Source organism: Aminobacter sp. P9b (genome assembly GCF_045345995.1).
GTDB lineage: Bacteria > Pseudomonadota > Alphaproteobacteria > Rhizobiales > Rhizobiaceae > Aminobacter > Aminobacter niigataensis.
In genome coordinates, this window is record NZ_CP150082.1 from 114,818 (window position 1) to 140,175 (window position 25,358).

The 25,358-nt window shown below is 64.4% G+C and carries 29 protein-coding genes and 1 riboswitch; of the genes, 11 read left to right on the forward strand and 18 right to left on the reverse strand.

Annotated features, from left to right (window positions below):
* The first annotated feature begins 55 nt into the window (after positions 1–55).
* Both WHT83_RS00560 and WHT83_RS00565 read left to right on the forward strand, forming a co-directional pair.
* Positions 56–799, forward strand: coding sequence for a YdcF family protein (locus tag WHT83_RS00560; RefSeq protein WP_404801256.1), 744 nt, complete (start codon positions 56–58; stop codon positions 797–799).
* A gap of 107 nt (positions 800–906) precedes the next feature.
* A complete protein-coding gene (locus WHT83_RS00565; RefSeq protein WP_108606828.1) occupies positions 907–1,695 on the forward strand; it encodes a 1-acyl-sn-glycerol-3-phosphate acyltransferase in 789 nt (262 codons plus the stop codon).
* Here WHT83_RS00565 and WHT83_RS00570 read toward each other — a convergent pair.
* Both WHT83_RS00570 and WHT83_RS00575 read right to left on the reverse strand, forming a co-directional pair.
* Entirely contained in the window at positions 1,692–2,747 is a 1,056-nt protein-coding gene (locus WHT83_RS00570) for a bifunctional transcriptional activator/DNA repair enzyme AdaA (RefSeq protein WP_406872671.1), read from the reverse strand. The two genes, WHT83_RS00565 and WHT83_RS00570, sit on opposite strands and share 4 nt — an antisense overlap.
* 71 nt (positions 2,748–2,818) lie before the next feature.
* Complete coding sequence (locus WHT83_RS00575) at positions 2,819–3,337, reverse strand: gamma-glutamylcyclotransferase (RefSeq protein ID WP_406872672.1); 519 nt, start codon at positions 3,335–3,337, stop codon at positions 2,819–2,821.
* 54 nt (positions 3,338–3,391) lie between these two features.
* Between WHT83_RS00575 and WHT83_RS00580 the strand changes: the two genes are divergently transcribed.
* Positions 3,392–4,390, forward strand: coding sequence for a DUF2125 domain-containing protein (locus tag WHT83_RS00580; RefSeq protein ID WP_406872673.1), 999 nt, complete (start codon positions 3,392–3,394; stop codon positions 4,388–4,390).
* A gap of 82 nt (positions 4,391–4,472) precedes the next feature.
* Here the strand turns inward: WHT83_RS00580 and WHT83_RS00585 are convergent, their stop codons facing one another.
* Complete coding sequence (locus WHT83_RS00585) at positions 4,473–5,408, reverse strand: prephenate/arogenate dehydrogenase family protein (protein ID WP_406872674.1); 936 nt, start codon at positions 5,406–5,408, stop codon at positions 4,473–4,475.
* Positions 5,409–5,411: 3 nt separating this feature from the next.
* On the reverse strand, positions 5,412–6,524 hold the full coding sequence (gene hisC, locus WHT83_RS00590; RefSeq protein ID WP_406872675.1) for a histidinol-phosphate transaminase: 1,113 nt from the start codon (positions 6,522–6,524) through the stop codon (positions 5,412–5,414).
* A gap of 152 nt (positions 6,525–6,676) precedes the next feature.
* Positions 6,677–6,754, forward strand: a riboswitch (SAM riboswitch).
* A gap of 51 nt (positions 6,755–6,805) precedes the next feature.
* Between hisC and metA the strand changes: the two genes are divergently transcribed.
* On the forward strand, positions 6,806–7,729 hold the full coding sequence (gene metA, locus WHT83_RS00595; protein ID WP_318763661.1) for a homoserine O-succinyltransferase: 924 nt from the start codon (positions 6,806–6,808) through the stop codon (positions 7,727–7,729).
* A 47-nt stretch (positions 7,730–7,776) separates the two neighbouring features.
* Here metA and WHT83_RS00600 read toward each other — a convergent pair whose 3' ends face one another.
* On the reverse strand, positions 7,777–8,634 hold the full coding sequence (locus WHT83_RS00600; protein ID WP_406872676.1) for a LysR family transcriptional regulator: 858 nt from the start codon (positions 8,632–8,634) through the stop codon (positions 7,777–7,779).
* A 134-nt stretch (positions 8,635–8,768) separates the two neighbouring features.
* On the opposite strand from WHT83_RS00600, the gene WHT83_RS00605 reads away from it, so the two are divergent.
* Positions 8,769–10,310, forward strand: a complete 1,542-nt coding sequence (locus WHT83_RS00605; RefSeq protein ID WP_406872677.1) for an MFS transporter — start codon at positions 8,769–8,771, stop codon at positions 10,308–10,310.
* A gap of 33 nt (positions 10,311–10,343) precedes the next feature.
* Here the strand turns inward: WHT83_RS00605 and WHT83_RS00610 are convergent, their stop codons facing one another.
* The 3 genes from WHT83_RS00610 to WHT83_RS00620 form a co-directional block, all read right to left on the reverse strand.
* A complete protein-coding gene (locus WHT83_RS00610) occupies positions 10,344–11,231 on the reverse strand; it encodes a lipid kinase (RefSeq protein ID WP_108606822.1) in 888 nt (295 codons plus the stop codon).
* Positions 11,232–11,363: 132 nt separating this feature from the next.
* Complete coding sequence (locus WHT83_RS00615; protein ID WP_318763659.1) at positions 11,364–12,167, reverse strand: DUF1194 domain-containing protein; 804 nt, start codon at positions 12,165–12,167, stop codon at positions 11,364–11,366.
* Positions 12,168–12,255: 88 nt separating this feature from the next.
* Positions 12,256–13,023, reverse strand: a complete 768-nt coding sequence (locus WHT83_RS00620; RefSeq protein ID WP_108606820.1) for a methyltransferase domain-containing protein — start codon at positions 13,021–13,023, stop codon at positions 12,256–12,258.
* Positions 13,024–13,130: 107 nt separating this feature from the next.
* On the opposite strand from WHT83_RS00620, the gene gloB reads away from it, so the two are divergent.
* Together gloB and WHT83_RS00630 are read left to right on the forward strand one after the other, a co-directional pair.
* Positions 13,131–13,898 carry a hydroxyacylglutathione hydrolase gene (gene gloB, locus WHT83_RS00625; RefSeq protein WP_406872678.1) on the forward strand — a complete coding sequence of 256 codons (768 nt, stop codon included), beginning with the start codon at positions 13,131–13,133 and terminating at the stop codon, positions 13,896–13,898.
* A 3-nt stretch (positions 13,899–13,901) separates the two neighbouring features.
* Positions 13,902–14,339, forward strand: a complete 438-nt coding sequence (locus tag WHT83_RS00630) for a cupin domain-containing protein (protein WP_406872679.1) — start codon at positions 13,902–13,904, stop codon at positions 14,337–14,339.
* Here the strand turns inward: WHT83_RS00630 and WHT83_RS00635 are convergent.
* Positions 14,336–15,232 (reverse strand): DMT family transporter, encoded by an 897-nt coding sequence (locus tag WHT83_RS00635; protein ID WP_108606817.1) that lies wholly within the window; start codon positions 15,230–15,232, stop codon positions 14,336–14,338. The two genes, WHT83_RS00630 and WHT83_RS00635, sit on opposite strands and share 4 nt — an antisense overlap.
* A gap of 14 nt (positions 15,233–15,246) precedes the next feature.
* The gene (locus WHT83_RS00640) at positions 15,247–16,029 is read right to left on the reverse strand and encodes a DUF3108 domain-containing protein (protein ID WP_406872680.1); all 783 of its coding nucleotides are present in this window, start codon (positions 16,027–16,029) and stop codon (positions 15,247–15,249) included.
* A gap of 254 nt (positions 16,030–16,283) precedes the next feature.
* Here WHT83_RS00640 and rpmB point away from each other — a divergent pair, with 254 nt between their 5' ends.
* Positions 16,284–16,580 (forward strand): 50S ribosomal protein L28, encoded by a 297-nt coding sequence (rpmB, locus tag WHT83_RS00645; RefSeq protein WP_108606815.1) that lies wholly within the window; start codon positions 16,284–16,286, stop codon positions 16,578–16,580.
* A 123-nt stretch (positions 16,581–16,703) separates the two neighbouring features.
* Positions 16,704–17,387: a queuosine precursor transporter gene (locus tag WHT83_RS00650; RefSeq protein ID WP_406872681.1), complete on the forward strand. Its 684-nt coding sequence runs from the start codon at positions 16,704–16,706 to the stop codon at positions 17,385–17,387.
* 6 nt (positions 17,388–17,393) lie between these two features.
* Here the strand turns inward: WHT83_RS00650 and WHT83_RS00655 are convergent, their stop codons facing one another.
* Positions 17,394–17,822, reverse strand: a complete 429-nt coding sequence (locus WHT83_RS00655) for an Lrp/AsnC family transcriptional regulator (RefSeq protein ID WP_318763656.1) — start codon at positions 17,820–17,822, stop codon at positions 17,394–17,396.
* Between the two features lie 115 nt (positions 17,823–17,937).
* Between WHT83_RS00655 and WHT83_RS00660 the strand changes: the two genes are divergently transcribed.
* Positions 17,938–19,044, forward strand: coding sequence for a saccharopine dehydrogenase C-terminal domain-containing protein (locus WHT83_RS00660; protein ID WP_406872682.1), 1,107 nt, complete (start codon positions 17,938–17,940; stop codon positions 19,042–19,044).
* A 156-nt stretch (positions 19,045–19,200) separates the two neighbouring features.
* Here WHT83_RS00660 and WHT83_RS00665 read toward each other — a convergent pair whose 3' ends face one another.
* The 5 genes from WHT83_RS00665 to WHT83_RS00685 form a co-directional block, all read right to left on the reverse strand.
* The gene (locus WHT83_RS00665; protein ID WP_406872683.1) at positions 19,201–19,572 is read right to left on the reverse strand and encodes a nuclear transport factor 2 family protein; all 372 of its coding nucleotides are present in this window, start codon (positions 19,570–19,572) and stop codon (positions 19,201–19,203) included.
* Between the two features lie 47 nt (positions 19,573–19,619).
* Positions 19,620–20,639, reverse strand: a complete 1,020-nt coding sequence (locus WHT83_RS00670) for an esterase-like activity of phytase family protein (protein WP_406872684.1) — start codon at positions 20,637–20,639, stop codon at positions 19,620–19,622.
* Positions 20,636–22,534: a cobaltochelatase subunit CobT gene (gene cobT / locus WHT83_RS00675; RefSeq protein WP_406872685.1), complete on the reverse strand. Its 1,899-nt coding sequence runs from the start codon at positions 22,532–22,534 to the stop codon at positions 20,636–20,638. The genes WHT83_RS00670 and cobT overlap by 4 nt, the downstream gene beginning before the upstream one ends.
* A 12-nt stretch (positions 22,535–22,546) precedes the next feature.
* Positions 22,547–23,533: a cobaltochelatase subunit CobS gene (gene cobS / locus WHT83_RS00680; protein WP_067957584.1), complete on the reverse strand. Its 987-nt coding sequence runs from the start codon at positions 23,531–23,533 to the stop codon at positions 22,547–22,549.
* A 116-nt stretch (positions 23,534–23,649) separates the two neighbouring features.
* The gene (locus WHT83_RS00685; protein WP_108606808.1) at positions 23,650–24,258 is read right to left on the reverse strand and encodes a J domain-containing protein; all 609 of its coding nucleotides are present in this window, start codon (positions 24,256–24,258) and stop codon (positions 23,650–23,652) included.
* Between the two features lie 140 nt (positions 24,259–24,398).
* On the opposite strand from WHT83_RS00685, the gene WHT83_RS00690 reads away from it, so the two are divergent.
* Complete coding sequence (locus WHT83_RS00690; RefSeq protein WP_108606807.1) at positions 24,399–24,701, forward strand: BolA family transcriptional regulator; 303 nt, start codon at positions 24,399–24,401, stop codon at positions 24,699–24,701.
* Positions 24,702–24,703: 2 nt separating this feature from the next.
* Here the strand turns inward: WHT83_RS00690 and WHT83_RS00695 are convergent, their stop codons facing one another.
* Both WHT83_RS00695 and WHT83_RS00700 read right to left on the reverse strand, forming a co-directional pair.
* Complete coding sequence (locus WHT83_RS00695; protein ID WP_406872686.1) at positions 24,704–25,105, reverse strand: type II toxin-antitoxin system VapC family toxin; 402 nt, start codon at positions 25,103–25,105, stop codon at positions 24,704–24,706.
* Positions 25,102–25,335 carry a type II toxin-antitoxin system Phd/YefM family antitoxin gene (locus tag WHT83_RS00700; RefSeq protein WP_108606805.1) on the reverse strand — a complete coding sequence of 78 codons (234 nt, stop codon included), beginning with the start codon at positions 25,333–25,335 and terminating at the stop codon, positions 25,102–25,104. Before WHT83_RS00700 ends, WHT83_RS00695 begins: the two co-directional genes overlap by 4 nt.
* Positions 25,336–25,358 lie beyond the last annotated feature (23 nt).

Below are 25,358 nucleotides of genomic sequence, written 5' to 3' on the forward strand. Positions count from 1 at the left end.
CGCTATCACGGATCATGTCAAAACGTCACGCAATGTGCATAATGGGGCTCTGTAAATGCCGCATTCCCTGCTTAACCATGGCTTCGTGATGGGACAGAACGCGCTCGCTGCATCGGGGACGGTTTCAGGAACGAGATTCTACCCGGCCGGGCGCTCGCCGCGCCGGAGAACAATCTTTTTGCGCCGCATTCTGTTCATCCTTGTGACGTTCGCCGTCATCTTCACCGGCGGATTCGGCTTCTTTGCCGTCCATGTCAGCGGCATGAGCACGCCTGCGAACCCCGACAAGGCCGACGCCATCATCGTCCTGACCGGCGGGCAGTCGCGGCTCGACGCGGCACTTGACCTGCTCAAGGCCGGCAAGGGCGAGCGCCTGCTGATCAGCGGCGTCCACCCCTCTGCGACGCGCCATCAGCTGCAACTGGCCACCGGCAGCGACAAGTCGCTGTTCAACCGGGTCGACATCGATCGCGCCGCGCTCGACACCATCGGCAATGCCGAGGAAAGCGCCAAGTGGGTCGTCAGCCACGACTACGAGCGCGTCATCCTCGTCACCAACAACTACCACATGCCGCGCAGCCTGCTGGAAATGGGACGGCTGCTGCGCAACGCCAGCCTGGAGCCCTATCCTGTCGTCAATTCCAAGCTGGACGAAGGCCGCTGGCTGACCAAGCCCGAAGCGTTCCGCGTCCTGTTCACCGAATACAACAAGTACCTGCTGGCCCTTGCCCGCGGCATCGTGCCGGTCAAGCCGACGGCCGACGGCGTGCTTGTCGTCCAGGCCCAGGCGGCCGACTAGCTTTTCATTTTCAGCTTTATCGACGTGAACGGCGCGACGCGCCGTTTTCCTTTTTCGGCAGCTTGGTGTAACCAACGGCAACTTCCGTCCTCAGGCGTTCCCCGACAATGCTCCAAATCCGCTCGCTGGCATTCAACTTCGTCTTCTATGTCAGCCTGGTCGTCCAGATGATCCTGTGGACGCCCTACTACTTCCTGTCGCCGCGCCATCGCGCCTGGTTCGTGCCGAAGTTCTGGGCGCGCACGAGCCTGTGGCTGCAGGAAAAGATCGCGGGCACGAAGAGCGAGATATCAGGCATGGAGAACCTGCCGGAAGGCTCGTTCATCCTGGCGCCAAAGCACCAGTCGTTCTGGGACGCCATCGCCTTCTTCCCCTACCTGCGCGACCCGCTCTACATCCTCAAGCGCGAGCTGATGTGGATCCCGTTCTTCGGCTGGTACATCGCCAAGATGAAGATGATCCCGGTTAACCGCGGCAAGCGCTCGGCGGCGCTGAAGGCGGTGGTCGTGGCGACCCGCAAGGAGATGCAGCACGACCGCCAGCTGATCATCTACCCAGAGGGCACGCGCCGCGCACCGGGCGACGAACCGGCCTACAAGTGGGGCATCGCCGAGCTTTATGCGGCACTCAACATGCCGGTGGTGCCGGTTGCCCATGTCGCCGGCCTTTACTGGCCGCGCCGCAAGTTCCTGCGCTTTCCCGGCACCATCAAGGCGCGCTTCCTGCCGCCTATCCCTGCCGGGCTGAGCCGCGAAGAATTCATGTCGCGACTGGTCGCTGAAACCGAAGCCGCCTGCGACCAATTCCTGATCGAGGCCGCCAGGTCCGACAACCCGCCGCCGATGCCGCCCACGGCGGTAAAGCGGCTCAGGGAACTGGGTATCGAAGTCGGCTAGCCCTGGGTCATCCGTCGCTCGTGCTCGAGCAGCCAGCGCTTGCGCCAGAGGCCGCCGCCATAGCCGGTCAGGTCGCCGCTGGCGCCGACCACGCGATGGCAGGGAATGACCACGGCGATCGGATTGGCGCCGTTGGCGCCCCCAACCGCGCGCACGGCGGCCGGATTGCCGATCTCAGCGGCAAGACCGGAATAGGTCGCCGATGTACCCGCCGGAATGCGCCGTAGGCCATCCCAGACCTGACGCTCGAAAGCGGTGCCCTGCGGCGCCAGCCGGGTGGTGAAATTGGCAGATTTGCCGGCAAAATAGGCGCCCAACTCTGCCTCGATCTGGTCGATCGGTGTGGCCCGCCCAAAGGCGATGGCCGAGCCGGTGGCAGCCTGCAGCTTGCGCACCTCCGATGCCAGGGCCTTGCGTTCGAGGAACTCGAGAATGTGCAGGGCGTGCCGGTCGGCGATGGCGATCAACGGACCGATGGGCGTTTCGATCCAGTCGGCCTTGAGCATGATCTTGCCGCGCAGCCTGGCCGGTGCCTCGCCGAGGAGTCGGGTCACCGCCGCGCGAAAGCCGCTGCCGGAATCGAAGCTGGCATCAAGCTGCGCATCGATGACGCTGTCGCCCGAGGCCAACCGCTCCGCCGCCTGCCCGAGCCGGCGCAGCCGCGCCATCTCGAGAAAGCTCATGCCGAAGCGGCGCTTGAAGGCGCGGCGCACGGTCGAGGCATCGAAGCCCATCGCAATGATGTGGGTTTCGAGCCAGCGCCGCTCCGGTTCGCGTTCGAGCGCGTCGAGCAGGGTCGACACGACCAGCTCGGGAGCACCCGTGCCCATCATCGGCCGGCAGCGCTGGCAGGGCCGGAAGCCGGCATGCAAACATTGGGCGGTGGTGTCGAAGAACTGCACGTTCTCGCGCTTGGGCTTGCGGGCAGCACAGGTCAGCCGGCAGAAGATGCCCGTCGTGCGCACCCCGACATAGGCAAAGCCGTCGTAGCCCGGATCGCGCGCGATCAGGGCATCGTAAAGTGTGTCGTCGCTGGGTCGTTGAAAAAGCATGGCCAATGCTTAGCGCGAGTCCGCTTCCTGGTGCGCCGAAAATCGGGCGCGCATTTTTCGCTGCTGACAGGTCATTTGCCGACCAGCCGCGCCACCTCTTCCAGCCAGTGATCGCGGATGCCGAGCGCCTTGAGGTGCTCGACCGTGCTTGCAACGTAGTCCTCGTTGCGGCCGGACTGTCCGACCGCCCCGGTGACGATCTCGGCGGCATGAGCGGCATCGAGATTGCCGGCATATTGGGAATGCTTGCGGTCGGCGATATAGCAGACCGCCTCCACCTTTTCGCCCCGGTCGAGCTGGATCGATAGCCGGCGCTCGAGATAGACGCTGGTGACGAGTTCCCGGTCGCGCAGATAGGCAAGCACTTCGTCGCGAAGATCGCTAGGGACGCGGAAGGCGAGGCCGACGCAGGAGCCTCCGCGGTCGAGGCCGAGTACCAGCCCGGGCCGCTGCTCGGTGCCGCGATGGACCCAGGAACGGATGCACAGCGCGCGGCGAAAGCCCATCAACCGGGCGCGGCGCGTTTCGACATGGGCGAAACCCGGACGCCACATCAGCGAGCCATAGCCAAAAACCCAAAAATCGCCCATATCGCCAAGCCTGTTGGTGGTTCGCGGTCGAACCGCGTTAGCGAGAGCCTTAGCATGACGTCAAGCCAGGACCGGAAACCGAACTCAAGCCGCCGCTTCCTGTGGCTGGCGCTGTTCATCATCGTGCTGTTCGGCGGCTACAGCGCCGGCTGGTTCTGGTTTGCCGGGCGGGCGCAGCAGGAAGTGGTCCAGCGTATCGCCGAAATCAACCGCGACGGCGTATCCGCCACCTGCGCCAAGCCCGAGATCAAGGGCTTCCCGTTCCGGATCGGCCTGTTCTGCGACAGGCTGGAATTCGAGGACGCGACGCGGCGGGTTTCGGTGAGCGCCGGCAGCCTGCGCACCGCGGCCCAGGTCTACCAGCCGATGCGCACGGTGCTCGAAATCGACGGGCCGCTGCGCCTGACGGCGCCGGACCTGCCGCAACTCCAGTTCGACTGGGAACTATTGCATGCCAGCGCTCGCATCGCCCAGCCGCTGCCCGAACGGCTGTCGATCGAGACGCGCAAGCTCGTCGGCCAGGCATCCTTCAGCGACGGCACGCCGATGCCGCTGTTCACCGCCGAGGACACCCAGTTGCATCTGCGCCCGAACGGCCCCGATATCGACATTGCCGGCACCTTCACCGGGTTGGCGATCGACCCCAAGGCAACGCATGGACGTCAGTTGCCGCCGCTGGACGGCAGCGCCGACACCTCGCTCAAGAACGGCGTGGAGCTGCTTGCAGACAAAGCGAGAAGCCTGCGTGGCCAGGCAGGCACGATCCGTTCGATGACGCTGTCGACCGGCGGCAACGCGGGTGCTGCGATCAGCGGGCCATGGTCGATCGCTGAAGACGGGCTGTTGGACGCCGACCTCAAGGTGACGATCCGCAACCCGCGCGAGCTGTCGCGCATCCTTTCGGAGATCGTGCCGGAACAGCGCCAACAGTTCGAGACCGCCTTCTCGGGCCTCGCAATTCTCGGCGACGCACCGACCCTGCCGCTCAAGATCGTCAAGGGCAAGGCGACGCTGGGGTTCATTCCGCTGGGCATGGTGCCGGCGGTGGAGTGAGGTGAGCGAATAGCGACGATGTCAGCCCGTGCGGCAGATGCCTGTCACTATTCGCTACTCACTACTCCCTATCCGCTATTCCCTAGTTCTTGACCGGATGTTCGATCGCCTCGCGGCCGAAGTTCGGCACGTCGACCTCCTGGCCGGCGTCGATGATCGACCGGCGGATGGCGCGGGTGCGGGTGAACATCTCGAACAGCTTGTCGCCGTCGCCCCAGCGGATCGCCCGCTGCAGCGAGGCGAGGTCCTCGGAGAAGCGCGCCAGCATTTCCAGGATCGCGTCCTTGTTGTGCAGGCAAACGTCGCGCCACATCGTCGGGTCGGAGGCGGCGAGACGGGTGAAGTCGCGGAAACCCGAAGCCGAATACTTGATGACTTCCGACTTGGTCACCGACTCCAGGTCGTCGGCGGTACCGACGATGTTGTAGGCGATGATGTGCGGCAGGTGCGAAACGATGGCGAGCGTCATGTCGTGATGCTCGGGGTCCATCGTGTCGATGTTGGAGCCGCAGCGGCGCCAGAACTCCGACAGCTTTTCGAGCGCCACGGGATCGGTATCCGGCAGCGGCGTGAAGATGCACCAGCGGTTCTCGAACAGGTCGGCGAAGCCGGCGTCGGGTCCCGACTTCTCGGTACCGGCCAGCGGGTGGCCGGGGATGAAGTGCACGTCCTCGGGCACGTACGGGGCCATCTGCGCGATGACGGAGGCCTTGGTCGAGCCGACGTCGGTGAGGATGGCGCCGGGCTTCAGCGCCGGCGCTATCTCGGCGGTCACGGCACCGGAGGAGCCGACCGGCACCGAAACGATGACGAGGTCGGCATCCTTCACCGCTTCCTGGGCGTCGGTCGAGTAGCTGTCGCCGAGGCCGAGTTCCTCGGCCCGCGCCAGGGTTGACGCGCTACGGGTCGAAATGGCGATGTGGCGGGCAATGCCTTCGCGGCGGATGACGCGGGCCAGCGAGGATCCGATCAGGCCGATGCCGACGAGGGCGATCTTGTCAAACAGGGGTTTGGACATTTTTCAACTTTTCAGGAATTCGGTGAGTGCGGCAATGACGCCGCGATTGGCCTCTTCGGTGCCGATGGTCATCCGCAGCGCATTGGGGAAGCCGTAGCCGGCGACCCTGCGCAGGATATACCCGCGCGCGCTGAGATACTCATCGGCAACTGCTGCCGAATGCCTGGCATCGTCCGGGAAGTGAACCAGCAGGAAGTTGCCGACCGAAGGTGTAACGCGCAGGCCGAGCTTCTCGAATTCCTGCACCAGCCACTCAGCCCACTGGGCGTTGTGGGCGATGGTGCGCTCGACATGGGCGCGGTCTTCCATCGCCGCCACTCCGGCCTCGATGGCCGCCGCGTTGACGTTGAACGGTCCGCGCATGCGCTCCAGCACGTCGATGACGTGCGACGGCGCGTAGACCCAGCCGATGCGCATGCCGCCGAGGCCATGGATCTTGGAGAAGGTGCGCGTCATCACCACGTTCTCGTTGGCCGCGACCAGTTCGACCCCCGCCTCGTAGTCGTTGCGGCGGACATACTCGGCATAGGCGGCGTCGAGCACCAGAAGCACGTTCTTCGGCAGCGCCGCGTGCAGGCGACGGACCTCCTCGAACGGCACGTAGGTGCCGGTGGGGTTATTGGGGTTGGCCAGGAAGACGATCCTGGTCTTCGGCGTCAGCGCGGCAATGATGGTGTCGACGCTGGCCTTCTCGGCGTCTTCCTTGGCGACGACCGGCGTGGCGCCGGCGGCCTGGATGTAGATCTTGTAGACCATGAAGCCGTGCTCGGTGTAGACCGCCTCGTCGCCCGGCGACAGGTAGCTCTGCGACAGCAGGCCGAGCACCTCGTCGGAGCCGTTGGAGCACAGGATATTGGCCGGGTTGAGCCCATGGGTCGCCGCAATCGCCTGCCTCAGGCGTGACGACGACCCGTCGGGATAATACTCCATCTTGTCGGCGAGTTTCTTCACCGCCTCGATGGCATGGGGCGAGGCGCCGAGCGGATTTTCGTTCGACGAGAGCTTATGGACCTTGGTGACGCCTGCGGGAGCTGCGCTCTTGCCGGGGACATAGGCTGCGATGTCCATGATGCCGGCGCGGGGTTCGGGGCGAATCTGCTCAGGTGCCTTGGTCATGTCGAAAATCCTGGATTGGCGCCTCCGGATGGAGGCCGCAGCGGAAATACCCCCCGGGGCCGCCAATGTCGAGGAAAACCGAAGGAAACGGCGGTCCTGGCTGGACCATTGGGTCGCGGTTGACGCAATCCGCGCCCAGGCGTAATAGCAGGGCATAGACCCGTGGTGATTTGGCCGGTCGGCTTGCAGCCACGTTAAACAAGTCGCTAAAGGGCCGTTTGCGATCCGTAAACCGGCTTTGCGACAGCAATGCCGGTTTTTGTTTTTTGGAGTTCGCAACAGTGCCGATCAAGATCCCGGATCAACTCCCCGCCCGCGAAGTACTGGTGAAAGAGGGCGTCTCCGTCATGGACGAGCAGACAGCGCTCCGCCAGGACATCCGTCCGCTGCAGATCGGCCTGCTCAACCTGATGCCCAACAAGGTTCGGACGGAGACCCAGATCGCGCGGCTGATCGGTGCCAGCCCGCTGCAGGTGGAGTTGACGCTGGTGCGTATCGGCACACACAAGGCCAAGAACACCTCCGAGGACCATCTCATTGCCTTCTACCAGACCTGGGAAGAGGTGAAGGACCGCAAGTTTGACGGTTTCATCATCACCGGCGCGCCGGTGGAGCTGCTGCCCTTCGAGGACGTGACCTACTGGGACGAACTCAAGCAGATCATGGACTGGACGACGACCAACGTGCACTCGCCGTTCTTCATCTGCTGGGGAGCGATGGCGGCCGCATGGCATTTTCACCGCGTTCCGAAGCACACGCTGGAGCAGAAGGCCTTCGGCGTCTTCCGGCACAACAACAACGCCCCCGCTTCCCCCTATCTCGCCGGCTTCTCGGACGATTTCGCCATTCCGGTGTCGCGCTGGACGGAGGTCCGTGCCCAAGACATTCCCGAGGGCTCCGGCCTGGAACTGCTGATGGAATCGGAAGAGACGGGCCCGAGCCTGCTGGCCGAAGAAGCCGGCAACCGGCTCTACATGTTCAACCACATCGAATACGACTCGACCTCGCTCAAGGAAGAGTACGACCGCGACGTGGCCGCCGGTGTCGAGATCGCGGTGCCGCACGAATATTACCCCGACGACGACCCGCAGCGCCGGCCGCTCAACCGCTGGCGCTCGCATGCCCATTTGCTGTTCGGCAACTGGATCAACCGGGTCTACCAGACCACCGAGTACGACATGGAAAGCATCGGCAAGGGTCGGTAGCCGATCGCAACATGGCCGCGCTTGGCATCCGGGCGGGGCCTGGCACCCTATTCCGCCGATGCCCGGTGTTCGCGGAAGGCGCAGGCGAGGATGCGCAACGCCTCGCGCGACCGGCGGTCGGTCAGCGTGGTGTGCAGCACGATCTCCGACGACGGCACCGCCGGCAGGCCGAACTTGCGGCTGATCTCGACGGTGCCGGGCGGCGCCAGCCTGCTCGGGAAAACGGACGTCGCAAGCCCTGCTGCGACACCTGCCGTCACCAGCGATGAGCCGCCACCGACGAACACCTCGACCCACGGGATACCGGCATCGTCGAGCGTGCGCGTGGCCACGTCGCGCACGCCGCAAGCTCGCGACAGCGTCGCCAGCCGGATCGGCTCGCCCTGGCGATGATGGAAGTCCGGAGTGGCGAACCAGCCGAAATGCTCGGGCCCCAAAACCTCGCCATCGCGGCGGTCGTCCTCGCGCCTGACGATCGCCGCATCCAGCTTGCCGCGATCGAAGGCATCGAGCAGGTTGCTCGAATTGTCGACCTGAACCTCGATCGTCAGCGCCGGGTCATGCTGGTTGAGCCGTGCCAGCAGCGTCGTCACCTCCGGCCCGGCGACATGCCCGGCAATGCCGAGCGCGAAGTGGCGCGTGCCGCAGGAAAGGCCGGCGACTGCATTGTCATGCGCGACAAGAAACGCGCGCGCGGAATCGATGAACAGAGCGCCTTCGGCCGAGAGCCTAACGCGGCGCGGCGTGCGTTCGATCAGCTTGCGGCCGACCCGCTCCTCCAGCCGCTTCAGCTTGACGCTGACGGCCGCCTGCGTCGAACCCAAAGCGTCGGCGGCGCGCGTGAAACTCTGCAGTTCCGCCACCATGACGAAGTTCCGCACCGCTTCAGCATCCAGCCACAGCATCTCATATATTCCATTTTGTTATCACTGAAATAGGATTGCATAGCATTTTTATATGTTCAAGCGTCGCTTATCTGGAACGCTCAAAGCAACAGTATGGCAGTGCCCATCGCACCTGCCTGCAGCAGAGGTGCCAGATGAACCAAGCAAGCAGAAACTACATAGCGCTCGGTGCAGTCTGCCTGGCCTCGCTGATGTTCGGCCTCGAAATTTCCAGCGTGCCGGTGATCCTGCCGACGCTCGAACATGTGCTGCAGGCCGACTTCAAGGACATGCAGTGGATCATGAATGCCTACACCATCGCCTGCACGACGGTGCTGATGGCCACCGGCACGCTTGCCGACCGCTTCGGGCGCCGGCTTGTCTTTGCCATTACCGTCATTGCCTTCGGCGTGACGTCGCTGATGTGCGGCATTGCACCCAACACCGAAGTGCTGATCATTAGCCGGTTCCTGCAGGGCATGGCTGGCGGAGCGATGTTCATCTGCTCGATCGCCATCCTCTCCAACCAGTTCGACGATGCCAAGGCGCGCGGCAATGCCTTCGCCATCTGGGGCGTGATCGCCGGTATCGGCCTGGGCTTCGGACCGATCATCGGCGGCATGATCGTCGCCCTGTCGACCTGGCAGTGGGTCTTCCTGGTCCACGCGCCGCTGGCGCTGCTGTGCCTGGGGCTGACCTTCAGCGGCGTGGAAGAATCGCGCGACCCGCGGGCCAAGAAGCTCGACCTGCTCGGCATCGCCACGCTGAGCGCCACGGTCCTCGGCCTCACCTTCTACATCACCCAGAGCGCCGATCTTGGCTTCCTGAGCCCGACCGCCATCGGTATCGCAGCCGCAACGCTGGTAGGCCTGGTCGCCTTTGTCGCTGTCGAGCGGCTGCATCCCCATCCGATGTTCGATTTCTCGGTGTTCAGAATCCGCGATTTCTCCGGCGCCATCGTCGGTTGCATCGGCATGAACTTCAGCTACTGGCCGTTCATGGTCTATCTGCCGATCTACTTCACCGTCGGCCTTGGCTACGACAGCACCGCGACCGGACTGGCACTGCTCGCCTACACCGTGCCCTTCCTAGTGATGCCGCCGGTGGCCCAGTATCTGCTCCTGCGCACCAGCGCCCGCACCGTCATCCCGCTCGGCCTGTTCACCATCGGCCTCGGCTTCATCGGCATGTGGGTGGGCAGCCGCATCGACGGCGCAAGCGGCCTGGCCGTGCTGCCCGGCGCGTTGATTGCCGGCATCGGCCTCGGCCTGACGACGACCCCCGCCACCAACATGACCACCGGCTCGGTGCCGGCCAGCCGCGCCGGCATGGCCTCGGGCATAGACACCAGCGCAAGGCTGATCGCGCTCGCCGTCAACATTGCCGTGATGGGCTTCGTGCTGGTCGAGGGCATCCTCTCGGGGCTGAGAAGCGCCCTGCCCGCAGTTGACGACACCGGCCAGTTGAGGATGCTTGCCGAGCGTATCGCCGCCGGCGGCGCGACGCCTTCGCTCGAGGGCGCGCAAGGCGCGCTTGAAGTGCCGGCCGATGTCGTCCACGCCGCACTGGTCAATGGCTTCGGCTGGGTGATGCTTTATGGCGGCATCGGAGTGTGGGTCCTTGCGGCGATCAGCTTCGCGCTGTTCGGGGCCGGCAAGTCGGCTGACGTGACGAAGGCCGAGACGTCGGCAATCTGACGCTCAAGGGCCGGGCCCTGTTGGCGCCCGGCCTTATCCCTTCGGCGCGAACACGCGAACCGACTTCGGCCGGATGCGGAAATGCGCCGGGGTCCAGGTGACCAGTTCGCCGTCGGTGTTGACCGGACGCGGCCGCTTGGTGCGGATGGTCACCTCGGTGGTCTTGAAGGCGCGGACGTCGTCCCACTGGCCTTGGGTGCCCTTGCGCAGGCTGGGCAGCAGGCGCAGCAACCGCCACCAGTGGTCGACCTCGAGGCTGTAGAGATCGAGCCAGCCATCGTCGGCCGTCGCGGTCTCCTCGACCGTCATGCCGCCACCATAATGGCGGCCATTGCCGACCGAGACCTGCATGGTGTGGATTTCTTCGGTCGTGTCGTCATGGTCGACATAGGCAGTGAACAGCCGCGAGCGCATCAACAGCCGCGCCGCGACGATGCCGTAGCCGAGCGTGCCCCAGCGCTTCTTGGCGTGCTCGGTGAGTTCGCCCGCCAGTTCGGCACTGAAGCCAATACTGGCAACGTTGAAGAACAGATGGCCATTGACCTCGCCGAGATCGACCGTCGTCTCATGACCGGCGGCGATGACTTCGGCAGCCTTCACCGGATCGGTCGGGATGCCCATAGTACGGGCGAAATCGTTGGCAGTGCCCAGCGGCAGCACGCCGAGCGCCAGGCCGCAATAGGCAAGGCCGGAGGCCGCATTGTTCAACGTGCCGTCGCCGCCGCCGACGATCGCCATGTCGAAATGGTCGGCATGGCGCGAAATCAGCTCGGAGGCGTTCTCATCCTTGCTGGTCGTCATTTCCTCGATGTCGATGCCGGCATCGACAAGCACCTGACGGGCAGCATCTATGGAGCCGCCGCCGCGGCGGGCGCGCGGATTGACGATCAGCATCGCGCGCTTGCCCTTGGAATGTTGCACGGCGCGTTTCTGGTGGATGACGTCGGTCAGGAGGGCATTCCCTGTTGTTGTCGAAAGGCAGGTCTGTCCCGCGTCATCTAGGAAGCAAACCGTACTATTTTAAGATGCACCCCCTAAATCAGGAGGGATAACCTACCGGTCGAGTTGGGGAAAATAGGGATCGGAATAGATCCGCCGGTCGCGCTCGCCGGCCATGCAGTCGACCGGAGCGGCCGCATCGATCCTGACGACCGGCGACAGGTCGGTATTGCCGCTGACCTCGAGCACCAGCTTGCGCCGGATGGCCATCGCGAACTCCGCCGCGGCACGGATCGGCAAGACGAACGAGCCCGGTCCGCCTGTGACGCATTCGGCATAATAGCGATCGAGCTCGGCGGCCGTGCGCGACGGCCGGATCAGGATCGGCAGGCCGTTGATGACGATGCCCTGCGCCACCGCGGCGTCGCGGGCCCGGACCACCGGTGAGCCGAAATTGTTCGGCCCGTCGCCCGAAATGTCGATGACGCGGCGAAAGCCCTCGGCGGCGTTGCGGTCGAACAGGGCCGCGCCATAGGTGACGGCGCCAGAGATCGAGGTGCCGCGAAAGCCGCTGAACGGCCGCGCCTCCAGTTTGGCCGCGAATGCGGCAGCACTCGCAGCACTGTCGATGACCTCCCAGGGTACGACCGACTCCTCGCGGACGGTGCCGGCCCATTCGAAATAGGTGATGGCGACACGGCCGTTCTGGCCGGACAGAACCGCATCGACGAAATCGGGATGGCGCAACGCTTCGACATAGCCGGCACGCTGGAGCGTGAACTCCTCCAGGTCCATCGAGCGCGACACGTCGACGGCCAGCACCAGCTCGACATCGACAGACAAGCCCGCCACAGGCACGGCCAGGGGCTTGGGCAATTCGCAGCCCAGGCACAAGACGATCGCCAGCGCTTCCAGCATCGACGGACACCCCTGTCGGCCGCTGGAGTGTCGCGGCAATGGCGCCGGAATGGAAGTGCCCCGGCTTCACCCCTTCGTGAGGTGAAGCTCAGCCGCCACGCTCGTCGCCGCGCCGCAAGGCAGGAAAGCCGCGCGTGGCGCCGCTGGGCGACAGCACCGGCATGAACACGCGGCGCGAGGCGCGCTGCGCCACCGGGATGCCCTGGTAGACGCGCTTTTGCGCCTCGACCACGATGACGCCTGAGAAGATCGGCCACAGGCGACGACCGGCGCGTTCGAACAAGTGGTCGAACTTCATCATCCACTTGCGCCGCGACGGCGGGAAATGCAGCGCGTCCGACCACGCCGACACGGTGAAATTGGCTTCGCGCAGAAGCTCGTTGAGCTGACCGGAGGAGAACGGCCGGCCGGTCCCGAACGGCGTGTGCTCGAAACGGGCCCAGACACCGCGCCGGTTGGGCACGACGATGACGATGCGCCCGGCCGGCGACAGCACGCGCCAGATCTCCTTCAGCGTCTCGCGCGGGCTCTCGGCATGTTCGAGCGAATGGACGAGCAGCACCCGGTCGATCGAGGAATCGACAAGCGGCAGTTCCTCGTCGAAGACAAGCGCCGTCGACGACGGACCATTCGCCGGCCAGACGACCGCGCCCTGCGTTGCCGGCATGAAGGCGAAGACCCGCTCGGCATCGCTGCCGAAGCGGTCGAGCCAGGGCAGCGTGTAGCCGAGCCCGACCAGCCGTTCGTTGGGCAGGCCTGCCCACACCGACGACAACCCCATGGTGATCGACTGCTCGGCCAGGCGGCCGAGCGGTGTCGAGTAGAACGAGCGAAGGTCGACGATGTCGGAATTCATCACCGGAACGTAGACGTGCGCACGGCCGACTTCAACGACCCCGCCCCAATTGGGGTGACAGCGCCTGACGCGCGCCCTATCGTTCCCGCCAGAAGTGGAGTTTTGCGATGCCGGTCGAGATCAGACTTTTCATGTGCCGCACCGATAATTTCGGGGCGCTGTTGCACGACCCTGAGAGCGGCGAGACGGCGATCGTCGACGCGCCGGAGGAGGCACCGATCCTTTCGGCGATCGAACACAGCGGCTGGACGCCGTCGATGATCCTGACGACCCATCATCACGCAGACCATGTCGAAGCCAATCTGGCGCTCAAGCAGCGCTACAAGCTGCGTATCGTCGGCCCCGAGGCCGAGCGCGACAAGATTCCCGGCATCGACGATACGGTCGAGCAAGGTTCGGTGATTCCCTTCGGCAACGAGACTATCGAGGTCATCGAGACGCCCGGCCACACCGCCGGCCATGTCTGCTACCACCTGCCGAAGTCGAAGATCGCCTTCACGGCCGACACGCTGTTTGCGCTCGGCTGCGGCCGGCTGTTCGAGCGCCCGGCGCCGGTCATGTTCGAATCACTGAAGAAGCTCGCCGCCCTGCCCGCTGAGACCGTGGTCTATTGCGGGCATGAGTACACGCTGTCCAATGCCCGCTTCGCCCTGACCATCGACCCGGACAATGCTGCGTTGCGGGCCCGCGCCGAAAAGATCGAGGCGCTGCGGACCGACGGCAAGCCGACGCTGCCGACGACCATCGGTGAAGAACTGGCCACCAACCCCTTCCTGCGCTGGGCCGATCCTGGCGTGCGCAAACATCTCGGCATGGAAAAGGCCTCGGATGTCGATGTGTTTGCCGAGATCCGCAAGCGCAAGGACAATTTCTGAGCGATGCTGGCCGCCGAGATCATCGCGCTGCTCGGCATGCGCCGCCATCCCGAGGGCGGATGGTATGTCGAGACCTTTCGCGACAATCCCGAGGGCGGGCCGCATGGTGCGCGCGGCCACTCGACGGCAATCTACTTCCTGCTGGAAAATGGCGACGTCTCGCACTGGCACCGGGTCAAGGACGCCGCCGAGATATGGCACTATCATGCCGGCGCACCGATCGAGCTCAGGCTGCATCGGGAGGGCGGCGGAACCGTCGCCCAGACGCTCGGCACCAACATTGCGGCAGGAGAACGCCCGCAATGCGTCGTGCCTGCGGGCTGGTGGCAGACCGCGCGTTGCCTCGGCGACTGGACGCTGGTCGGCTGCACGGTCTCGCCCGGCTTCGATTTCGCCCAGTTCGAACTGGCCGAACCCGGCTGGGAGCCCAAGCCGGACTAAGCCCCTACCCCGTCTGCTGCCGTCCCCTTGCGCCCGCCGAAGATCAGCGATTTGGCTGCCAGCACCGCACCGCCGGTGATGAGCACGCAAGCCGCCAGGATGCGCAAGCTTGGCTCGGCGAAGCCGGCTGCGATCAGCACCAGCGTCGATAGCAGCGGCGCGGCATAGCTCGCCGCCCCCAGTACTTGGATGTTGCCACGCTTGACGCCGATATCCCAGGCATAGAAGGCCGCACCGACCGGCATCAGGCCAAGGCCGAGCACTGCAAGCCACTGGCCGGCATTAGCCGGCAGCACGGTCTCTTCCAGCGCCAGATGGCAGACAAGCGACAGCACCGACGTTGCCAGACAGAACCAGGTGACGATTGTCGTCGGCACCGAGGGGAAGCGGCGCGACAGCAGCGAATAGCCCGACCACAGGAAGGCGCAGGCGAAAGCCATGGCGTAGCCGAAGCTGTATTGCGCGTCGAAGGCGAGCCCGCCGCCCTTGGTGACGATCAGGAAGGTGCCGGCAAGGCCGAGCAGCGCGCCCGCAATGTGGTTCCAGCGCAACCGCTCGCCTGGCATCAGGGCCGAGCCCAGCACGATGAACAGCGGCCAGAGATAAGCGATCAGGCTGGCCTCGACCGCCGGCGCGTTGCGCAGCGCCGTGAAGTAGAAGAAATGGTAGCCAAACAGCCCGGCAATGCCGATCACCCAGACCTGCGGCGGGATTCTCTCGGCCTTCTCAGGCTTGGCCATGAACAGTCGGGCCACGAGGCCGACGCAGGTGCCGATGGCAAAGGTGATGGCCGAAAGCAGGAACGGCGGCACCGAGCCCGAAGCGTCGGTCAGCAGCGCCAGCAGTGCCCACATGGCGACTGCCGAAAATCCGATCAAAGTCGCGCGCCCCACTTACCCCTCCCGGTCTAATCGGTCGCTTCGAACCGCCGTGCCTTCACCGTGATCGTGCCGATCTCCGTGCTGACGGTGGCGTAGATGGGCGCATATACCCCGGTTTCGCCGAGCGGCGCAAACGTCACCATGATGCGGCTGCGGTCACGCAGGAAGGTCAGCGCCTTCTTGTCGGTGCGGTAGCCCGAGACCGGCTGGAAACCCATGCGGCAGGTGACCGTGTCGCCGGAGAAACCCTTGACCGACATCTTCTTGCGCGAAACCTCGGTCAGCCTGAGGTCGGCACGCAACTCACCATCGTACATCTTGACCGTCCGGCCGCAGACCTTGTCGAGGCCGGGGGCACGGATGATCGTTGCGGCAATCGGATCGGCAACGGCGCGAAGGTCGCCCGCTCCGAGCGGTATCCAGGTCTTGCCGCGTTTCCTGGGCGGCGGCACGACCTCGCTGCGGCTGACTTGATCGTCGGAGAAGCGGACATCGACGAGCGAGTTGACCTTGCCCGAGACATAGTCGGCACGGAAAGCGCGCGGGCGGGTGCGGCCTTCGCCAAAGCTGCCGCGCGACGAGATCGTGCCGCGGGTGTCGTCGAAGAATGCAGCAAGTCCGGCGCTGGAGACCTTGCCCGTCACCTCGTAGGAATCGCCATCGTAGCGGCTGTCGAAGGTGGCCTTGGCAACCGGAATGCCGAGGAAGGACAGCGAATAGTCGCCGCTGAAGGATTTGGCCGCCGCCGGCGATTGCGAGGGCAGCATGGCGAGAGCGAAAGCAAGCAGGATAGGCGAAAGGCGCGGCATTGTAGGGAACACCTCATCGTCAGCGGAAGCTGACTTCCGGCTGTTCGTGTCCCTTGCAATCGGTTATAGAACCAATTCCGGCCATTCTGTGGAGTTGGGGACAACGCCCCGAAACCACCGGGACGCTTGACGCGTCAGCCAAATACACCTATGGAACGCCAACTTTTTCCATGAGGCCGCCTGACTGAGACCGCGCGCCATCCTTAATCGGTGCGTTATCGTCGCTTGGTCCGCCAGAACTGAAGGTAAGTAACATGTCCCGCGCTTGCGAACTCACCGGCAAAGCCGTCATGACCGGCAACAATGTGAGCCACGCCAACAACAAGACCCGTCGTCGCTTCCTGCCGAACCTGGTCAACGTCACGCTCATCTCCGAGACGCTGAACCAGAACGTGCGCCTGCGCATTTCGGCCAACGCCCTGCGTTCGGTCGAGCATCGCGGTGGCCTCGACGCCTTCCTGATCAAGGCTGACGCCGAAGAGCTGTCGCAGCGCGCGCGCCTGCTCAAGAAGCAGATCGCCAAGAAGACCGCCGAGCAGGCTGCAGCCTAATCGACGAATCAAGGCGGGGGACGACCGCCTGGAGCCTCTGCGCGCCGCAAGGACGATAGAGGCTCCGACCAAATCCGCCCGGGCGACGCCCGTACCGCTGGTTCCATTACCCAGGATAAAAAAATGAACTCCGGTTCAAAATATCTGCCTTTCGTGGCGGCCATGGCGCTTGTCGTCGTCGCCTCCAACATTCTCGTCCAGTTCCCGATGCAGGGACAGGTCGGATCGCTCGCGCTTGCCGACATCCTGACCTGGGGCGCCTTCACCTATCCCTTCTCGTTCCTGGTCACCGACCTCGCCAATCGCCGCTACGGGCCGAAGCTGGCGCGGCGGATTGTCTTCGTCGGTTTCATGATCGCGGTGATCTGCTCGATCGTCATTCCGCCGGTCCTGTTCCGTTACGGACTCATTCCGTTCGACACTGCCGCCGATCGCCTGGCCCGCATCGCGGTGGCCTCCGGCACCGCCTTCCTGACCGCTCAGCTGCTCGACGTCACCGTGTTCAACTGGCTGCGCCGGCAGAGCTGGTGGCGCGCACCGATCTTCGGCACGCTGGTCGGCTCGGTGTTCGACACGGCGATCTTCTTCGGCGTCGCCTTCGCCGCAGCCTTCGCCTTCCTCGGCCCCGAGGACGCCTTCGCGATCGAGCCGGCACCGCTGTTCGGCATCATGGCCTCCGAAGCCCCTCGCTGGGTTTCCTGGGCGCTTGGCGACCTGATCGTGAAGCTGTTGATCGCCGTCTTCGCGCTGATCCCCTACCGGCTGATCGCCACGCGCTGGAGCCAACCTGCGCTGGCCGCCAACTAGACAGCCCTATCTGTCGATTCGCGTCGACAGGATGATCGACGACAGTGTGCGTTCGACGCCGTCGAGCGCACCGATGCGGTCGATCAGCGTATCGAGATCCTGCACCGACGGGGCCTCCACCACCACGATCATGTCGAAGTTGCCGCTGACCGAGTGCAGCGTCCTGACCTCGGGGATGCGCCGCAGCACCGCCTCGACCGCAGCCGAGACCTTGGGTAAAGCCGTCACCAATATGTGGGCGCGGACGAGATTCTTCTCGTAGTCCGCCGACAGCTTGACGCTGTAGCCCGATATCACCCCGCGCTGTTCCAGCCGCTCGATGCGGCTTTGCACCGTCGTCCGCGACACCCCGAGCTTGCGTGCCAGTTCGGCGGTCGAGGCGCGGGCATTTTCGCGCAGCAGGGCAATCAGGGCGCGATCGGCATCGTTCGTCATTTCAACAAATCTCTTCGGCGAATAGCTCAAATCATATCGGCTTTTCGGCAATATCGATACTGCCTTTCGACAGCAGGCAGGCATAGAATCCGCGCGAAATCCATTTGCAGGGGACATGACCATGAAACAGATCGTTGTCGTAGGCGCAGGCAAGATCGGCTCGACCATCGCCGACATGCTGGCTGAAACGGGCGATTACAAGGTGACCGTGGTCGACCGCTCGCAGGCGGCCCTCGATTCGCTCGAAACCGGCAACCCCGTCGAGACGCTGAAGGTCGAGATCTCGGAAGCCGGCGCGCTCGACGCCGTTCTGGCCGGCAAGTTCGCCGTGCTTTCGGCGGCCCCCTTCCACCTCACCACACGCATCGCCGAGGCCGCCGCCAAGGCCGGCGTGCACTATCTCGACCTGACCGAGGACGTCGCCTCGACCCGCATCGTCAGGGAACTGGCCGTCACCGCCAAGAGCGCCTTCATCCCGCAATGCGGTCTGGCGCCGGGCTTCATCTCCATCGTCGCCAACGACCTTGCCAAGCGCTTCGACACGCTGGAAAGCGTGCGTATGCGCGTCGGCGCCCTGCCGCAGTACCCGTCGAATGCGCTCAACTACAACCTGACCTGGAGCACCGACGGCGTCATCAACGAGTATTGCGAGCCCTGCGAGGCGATCGTTGAAGGCTCGCTCGTCGAAGTGCCGCCGCTGGAAGAACGTGAAGAATTCTCGCTCGACGGCATCACCTACGAGGCGTTCAACACTTCGGGCGGTCTCGGCACGCTGTGCGAGACCTACAAGGGCAAGGTGCGCACGCTGAACTACCGCACCATCCGCTATCCCGGCCACGCCGCGATCATGAAGGCGCTGCTCAACGACCTCGGCCTGCGCCACCGCCGCGACGTGCTCAAGGACATCCTGGAGAACTCGCTGCCGGCAACCATGCAGGACGTGGTGGTGATTTTCGTCACCGTCAGCGGCCGCAAGGGCGGTCGCCTGCTGCAGGAAAGCTATGCCAACAAGATCTACAGCCGCCAGATGGGCAAGGTGACGCGAAGCGCCATCCAGATTACCACCGCTTCAGGCATATGCTCGGTGCTCGACATGCTCGCTTCCGGCGCACTGCCGCAACAGGGCTTCATCCGCCAGGAAGACATCGCACTCGACGCTTTCCTGGCCAACCGCTTCGGCCACAACTACGCCCAGGCAGGCACCGCGCACCTGGCGGCCTGATCCGCCGGTCGCCTCACGGAGAGGATGCTCCGGAGGCCAAGAATTATGGGCAGCGAGGGGTTGGGGGACCCCTCGCTTTTTTTTGCATTTCGCGTGGGGTTCAGCGGGAGCGCGGGCCTGGGCAGATGCGGCTCCCTCTTTCTCCAGCGACCGACATCAGATCGGTATCATCGGCCCGAAAAAGCCGACGATACGCTCGATACGCTCACCGTCTGGCGTCAGGAAGGCGACATCGATCCCTTCGGGCAGCGGTGTGCCGTCAGCCTCGACGACACGCCATCCGAAACGTGCGATGCCGTGGTGAAGGTCGACGGCGCTCGTACGGACGATCACCGCGCCGGGGCGGCCAGCCCTAATGTTTGCGATATGGGCCAGCAGTTCGTCTGCGCCGACAGCGTCGGCACGCGGGTCGGTGTATGTCGCCCCCTCGGCCCAGACAGCTTCGAGCGACGCCTTGCGCCGCACCGGGTCGGGTTCGTTCCAGACCGCGCAGTAGCGGTCAATGAGGCTGGTGGCATCGGACGACATGGCCGGCTCCTGCATCGCAAACATCGACCATAGCGAAAATTCGCCGATCAATCGCCGTGCAGGATGAATTCCAGGTAGAGATTGCGCTGCAGGATCGAGTGGTTGTCGTCGGAGATCAGCGACACCATCAGCGCGCCGTCGCTGCGCTGCCAGACGTCGAGTCCTTCCATATTGTCGATCTGGTAGCCCATGTTGGCTTCCAGCAGCACCTGGCCGTCGGCAACCTGGCCCTTGGCAATGCTGGCGGAAGCGATGCGCCTGAGCCGCATCTTGACCCCTGAGGCCATCGAGAAGCTGCGCTCCAGCAGCAACAGGTCGCCGCCGGGCAGGAAGGCACCATCGGTGATGTCGAACTCGCCGTCGCGCTTGACGGTGAAGATGCCCTTCTGTGGTCCCTCGATGATGGCGGCAAAGATGTTGCCGGCCGGATCGAGGCTCGTTTCCGACACCACCACCAACCCGCCCTTCTCGGCGGAATAGGCCACGGTCTCGAAGCCGCGGTTCTGGCGCAGTTCGTTGCGCGGTACCAGGAAGTCGAGTTCGCGAAACGCCGGCTTCATGTTGGCGGGGTCGATGCGGAACTGGGCGATGCGGTGGGTACGCTCGAAGCCGACGGTGGCGATGCCGTCCCTGACGGCAAGCCCCTCGGCGTCGGCCATCCACTTCTTTTCGATGGCATTGCCCGAGGCGTCGACCATCTGGACCATGCTGAAATTCTCGACGCCCGCAGGCCGCAAGGCGGCGTCGCGGGAAATCCGGCCGAAGAACCAGAAACCGGTGTCGGCGACGCCGATGAAGTCGCTTCCCGGCTTGAGGAAGCGGAACGCCGACAGCGCGCCGAGATTGCGCGAAGACGAGGTCAGTTCGAGGCCGCCGACGAACTCCAGCGGGCCGAACATCTTCTCGTCGAGGCCGATCTGGAACCGGGCGATCGGGCGCGCGGAAATCTCGATGCGTTCGATGGCGGGTTGCTCGGCCCGCGATGAGGCGGTGAGCGACGTGCAAAGGGCAAGCGCCGCCACAGCAGCGTAAGCAATGTGCCGCAGGCGGGCCGCGGACAGGATCATCCGGCGCGCCGGAAGCCGCCGCGGCGGTTCTCGCGGGCGCTCTCTTCGCCAAACAGCGAGGCAAGCTGCTCGGTCATGGCACCCGCCAGTTCCTCGGCATCGACGATGGTGACGGCACGACGATAGTAGCGCGTGACGTCATGGCCGATGCCGATGGCCAGAAGCTCGACCGGCGAGCGGGTCTCGATCAGGTCGATGACCGCGCGCAGGTGGCGCTCGAGATAGTTGCCGGGGTTGACCGACAGCGTCGAGTCGTCGACCGGGGCGCCGTCCGAGATCATCATCAGGATCTTGCGCTGTTCGGGCCGCGCGATCAGGCGCTGGTGCGCCCACAGCAGCGCTTCGCCGTCGATGTTTTCCTTGAGCAGGCCCTCGCGCATCATCAGGCCGAGATTGCGCCGTGAACGCCGCCAGGGCGCGTCGGCGCTCTTGTAGATGATGTGGCGCAGATCGTTGAGACGGCCGGGATTTGGCGGCTTGCCGTCCTTCAGCCACTTCTCGCGCGCCTGCCCACCCTTCCACGCACGCGTGGTGAAGCCGAGAATCTCCACCGAGACGCCGCAGCGTTCCAGCGTGCGCGCCAGGATGTCGGCGCAGGTTGCGGCAACCGTGATCGGCCGGCCGCGCATCGAGCCGGAATTGTCGAGCACCAGCGTGACGACGGTGTCGCGGAACTTGGTATCGCGCTCCTGCTTGAACGACAGCGGCTGCATCGGGTCTATGACGACGCGCACGAGCCGTGCCGGATCGAGGTAGCCCTCTTCCAGGTCGAAGTCCCAGGAACGGTTCTGCTGCGCCATCAGGCGGCGCTGCAGGCGGTTGGCCAGACGGCCGACAACGCCCGACAGATTGGCGAGCTGCTTGTCGAGGAAGGCGCGCAGACGATCGAGTTCGTCCTCGTCGCATAGCTCTTCGGCACCCACCGTCTCGTCGAAGGCGTTGGTGAAGACCTTGTAGTCGATCTCCCTCGGCAAGTTGGCGAAGGGATTGTCCTGGCGGCGCGCCTCGCCCGGCGTCTCCGAATCGACATCGTCGTCGTCGGACATGTCGTCGGATGTGGCGTCGGACGCCTCCATCTCGCCCGACGGCTCCTCTTCGGCAGAGGATTCGGCCTCATCGGACTGCGATTGGTCGGCGCCGGAATCGTCCTCGCCGCCGTCCTCGCTCTGCTCTTCGCCTTGAGGCTGATCGTTGTCCTGGTCCTCGTTGTCCTCGGTTTCCTGGTCGTCGCCGTACTCCTCGGCCATCTCCAGCGAAGCGAGCATGTGGCGGACCATCCGGGCGAAGGCCTGCTGGTCTTCCAGGCTGCCGAGCAGCCCCTCGAAATCCCCGCCGGCCTTGTCCTCGACCCATGGGCGCCAGAGCTCGACCATGCGCTCGCCGCTCTTGGGAACGGGCTGGCCGGTCAGCTTCTCGCGCACCATCAGCGCCAAGGCTTCCTCGAGCGGCGCTTCGGACTGTTCGGTGACCTCGGCCAGATTGGCCTTGGCGTATTTGTCCTCGAGCATCGAGGTGATGTTCTGGGCAACGCCGGCCATGGCACGGCTGCCGATCGCCTCGACGCGGGCCTGTTCGACGGCGTCGAAGACAGCGCGGGCCTGCTTGCCCTCGGGCGCAAGACGGGCGTGGATGCGGGTGTCGTGGCAGGCGCGCTTGAGCGCCATGGAATCGCCGAGTCCGCGGGTGACGGCAATGTCGCTGGCCGAAGCCTTCTTGGGCAGTTCCGGCAGGCGGGCGCGATTGCCGGCGAGTGCCGGCCGCTCCTTGGCGAATGCCACTTCGAGCTCGTTGTCGCCCGAAATGGCGCGCATGGAGACGGTCACGGCACGCTTGAAGCTGTCAGCCTCCGAGCCCGTCTTCGATTTGTTGCGCGTGTTGTCGCCCGGCCCCGCCATCTGAGCCTGTTCTTATCCCAGCACGACGTTGGCGGCTGATTCGGGCAGGTCCTCGCCGAAGGCGCGCTGGTAGAACTCGGCAACGACGGAGCGTTCGAGTTCGTCGCACTTGTTGAGGAAGGTCAGCCGGAACGCCATGCCGACATCGCCGAAAATCTCGGCGTTCTCGGCCCAGGTGATGACGGTACGCGGGCTCATCACGGTCGACAGGTCGCCGTTGATGAAAGCCGAACGCGTCATGTCGGCAACGCGGACCATCTTGTTGACGATCTCCTTGCCCTTGGCGTCACGGTAATGCTTTGCCTTGGCAATGACGATGTTCACTTCGTTGTCGTGCGGCAGGTAGTTCAGCGTCGTCACGATCGACCAGCGGTCCATCTGTGCCTGGTTGATCTGCTGCGTGCCGTGATAGAGGCCGGTCGTGTCGCCGAGGCCAACCGTGTTGGCGGTGGCGAACAGGCGGAAGGCGGGGTGCGGACGGATGACGCGGCTCTGGTCGAGCAGGGTCAGGCGGCCCGACGATTCGAGCACGCGCTGGATGACGAACATCACGTCAGGACGCCCGGCATCGTACTCGTCGAAGCACAGCGCGACATTGTGCTGGTAGGCCCAAGGCAGGATGCCGTCCTTGAACTCGGTGACCTGCATGCCTTCCTTGACGACGATGGCGTCCTTGCCGACGAGGTCGATACGGCTGACATGACTGTCGAGGTTGACGCGGACCATCGGCCAGTTGAGGCGGGCTGCGACCTGCTCGATGTGGGTCGACTTGCCGGTGCCGTGATAGCCCGACACCATGACGCGGCGGTTGTAGGCAAAGCCGGCGAGGATCGCCATCGTCGTCGCCTTGTCGAACAGATAGTCCGGATCGATGTCCGGCACATGCTCCGACGACGCCGAATAGGCCGGCACGACCATCTTCGAATCGAAGCCGAAAGTGTCTTTCACCGACACTGTCGTGTCCGGCAGATTGGTGATGTCGCGATCGACCTTGTTCATAGCGTCTCCACGCGCGAAGCCTCAGCTACGCCGGCAATCGAAAATTTCTTCGGGGGCGGTCTTAAAGCCTTTTCCGACCAGATGAAAGTTGGAAAAAGGCCGCGGCCGCGGCTGGCTCAACACAATCCCGCTTGCTTGAGCACGCGATATGCCTGGAGCACATCCCTGAAGCGGTCCTCCGAACCCCGATCGCCGCCATTGGCGTCGGGATGGTGGCGTTTCACCAGTTCCTTGTAGCGCGCCTTGATGTCGGCGCCAGTCGCTTTCGAATCCAGCCCAAGCGTCTCCAGCGCCTTGGCCTCGAGGGGCTTGGCCTTGCGCTGTCGCGGCGCGCCGGCAGTGCCGAACATGTTGTGCGGATCGCGCATGCGGTTGTGGTAGCCGGCGCGGCCCGAGCGCTGCTGGGCGAAGTCGGGCGCCGAACGCGCCGCACTGTTGGAACCCATGGTCCAGGTCGGCCTGTGGCCCGTCATCGCCTCCTTCTGGAAGCGCGCGATCTCACCGTCGGCGAGGCCGGAGAAATAATTGAAGCCCTTGTTGTACTCGCGCACGTGGTCGAAGCAGAACTGGAAATACTCGCCTTCCTTCATGCGGCCGACCGGCGCCTTGTGCGTGCCGGGCTGCTTGCAGCCGTCCCACTGGCAGGCCGGGGCGCGCGACTTCACCTCCGCTTCCGGATCGGGCCGGACGCGGATCTTGTCGAAATATTTCGGATACGGCTTCATCTAATGGTATTTACCGCCTCTTGGCGCGGCGAAACAAGAATTGACATTTCGAGGATGTTGGCCCTAACGCCTGATTTGCGGCTCAATTGCGCCCGATGGCGCGAATGCCGCAGCGACACATGTGGTGAAAGGCGAAACCGATGTCCATACAGGCGACCATCGAAGACAAGCTGAACAAGGCATTTTCGCCGGAACGGCTCGTCGTCCTCAACGAAAGCCACCTGCACGCCGGCCATCACCATGTCGATGGCGGCCATGAAGCGGTGTTCGACGGTTCCGGCGAGACTCACTTCCGCATCCGCATCGTCGCACCCGGCTTCGCCGGCATGAACCGCATCGACCGCCACCGCGCGGTCAACGAGGCGCTCTCCGCCGAACTCAAGGCCGGCCTGCATGCGCTGGCGATCGAGCCGGCGGCACCGGGCGAACAGACGCGCTGGTAGGATTACCAGACGGTTACGACATGCGGGTAGCGCGTTATCTTGCTATCCGCGGTAACCAGCGGGGCAGCAAGTTCACGCGCCAGCGCCACGATCATCCGATCGGCCGGATCCGCGTGGAATTCACCAGGCAACATGACGCTGTTCACCGCTACCCTGTTGTCGACGGGGATGAAGCGAAAACCTTCAATTTCACTGACGATATCCAGCCAGTGCGACACATCCATGGACAGTTCGAGTTTGCCTTTTGAAACCAGCATGGCGATCTCCCATGCGGAAATCGCCGAGGCCACTACGCCTTCATGGTCGTTCAATGCCCTTTCAATGGCTTGCCGCGCCGCGGCAGACAGCCTGGATGCATCGCTGCCAGCCCACCAGACGAGGGCGTGAGTGTCCAGGACGATCATTTCAGGGCGTCCCAGTCCGCCACGCCAACTGGTTCAAAAGGATTGTCATAGCGCTGCACCGACCCCTTCAGAAGATCGAGCGGATTGCGGTGTTTTCGGTCAAGTCGTCGGATTTCAAGCTTCGGCTCACCGTGATCAGTGACGATCAGTGGCTCGCCGGTCGCTTCGATTTCACGAAACAACTCCAGCGCCTTTGCCTTGAACTGAGATTTTGACACGCGGACAACCATCAACGTACCTCCTGCACACCTTC